Raw genomic sequence first — 1323 nt, forward strand, 5'->3', positions numbered from 1 at the left:
TCATTGGATGCTGAGCCGGTCCTCGAAGAAGAGTGAGAACTGGTTCAGTGCCTCTTTCCAGTGTGCGGCGACGTGGTTCGCGTCGCGCGCTTTCGGATTGATCTGCTCGCGGACCGCGAGGTAGAGGACCTTCAACGCGGCTTGTTCCGAGGGGAAGTGGCCGCGGTTGCGGGTGGCCTTGCGGAGGCGGGCGTTCATGGACTCGACCATGTTCGTGGAGTAGACCACCGTCCTTATGGTCGGGGGGAACGCCAGGTAGGGCGTGAACTCCGGCCAGGCAGATCGCCAGGTCCGGACGATGGCCGGGTAGCGTTCGCCCAGGTCAGAGGACTCAAATGTGTCGAGGGCCTGCTCGGCGGCCTGCTCGGTCGGCGCCGTGTAGATGGCCTTCAGGGCCGGCACCAGCTTCGGGTGGTCCCGGGCCGACGAGAGCCTGAGCGAGGCCCTGGTCAGGTGGATCACGCAGGTCTGGACGGTGGCCTTCGGCCAGGTCGCGGTGACCGCGTCGGGCAGGCCCTTCAACCCGTCGCAGACCACGATGCAGACGTCCTCGATGCCCCGGTTCCGCAGCTCGGACAGCACAGCCATCCACGTGGTCGCGCCCTCGCCCTCGGCTCCGACCCACAGACCCAGGACGTCCTTGCGGCCGTCCATGTCGACGCCGACGGCCAGATAGACCGGTTTCGACGTCACCGACCCAGAGCGAATCTTCACCCACAACGCGTCGATGTAGATGATCGGCCAGACCGGGTCGAGGGGCCTGTTCTGCCAGGTCACGAGCTCGTCGATCACCGCGTCGGTGACCTTGCTGATCAGATCGGGACTGACCTCGACCCCGTAGATCTGCGCCAGATGCGAGCGGATGTCGCGCACGCTCATGCCGCGGGCGTAGAGGGAGAGGATCCGGTCGTTGAACCCGGCGAGCCGGCGGGCGTTCTTGGGGACCATGCGCGGTTCGAAGTCGCCGTTGCGGTCCCGCGGCACCGCCAGCGTGACCGCTCCGGCATCGGTCAGGACCGTCTTGGGCGAGGTCCCGTTGCGGGAGTTCCCCGAGCCGTGACCCGCTGAATCTCCGCGTTCGTAGCCGAGGTGCTCGCTCATCTCGGCTTCCAGGGCCCGCTCCAGAACGGCCTTGGTGATCTCCGTCAGGAGCCCGCCCTCACCGAGCAGGGCCGCTCCCGAGGCGTCAGCCCTGTCGAGCAGTCGCTCGACCACCTCGTCGATCATCTCGTCGCCGGCCACGGACGCGGCCGCTTCGTTTTTGTCTGCCATGACTCGTCCGATCCGCCTGGCCCACAGGCCCGAGGCCGAGCCCCGGGCCAG

1 protein-coding gene is annotated in these 1323 nt (G+C 67.3%); it reads right to left on the reverse strand.

The features are described from left to right. On the reverse strand, positions 1-1272 hold the full coding sequence (locus tag ACFWB8_RS37100; RefSeq protein WP_377779156.1) for an IS256 family transposase: 1272 nt from the start codon (positions 1270-1272) through the stop codon (positions 1-3). Between the last annotated feature and the right edge of the window lie 51 nt (positions 1273-1323).

Source organism: Streptomyces sp. NPDC060031 (genome assembly GCF_042736805.1).
In the GTDB taxonomy this organism is placed as follows: Bacteria; Actinomycetota; Actinomycetes; order Streptomycetales; family Streptomycetaceae; genus Streptomyces.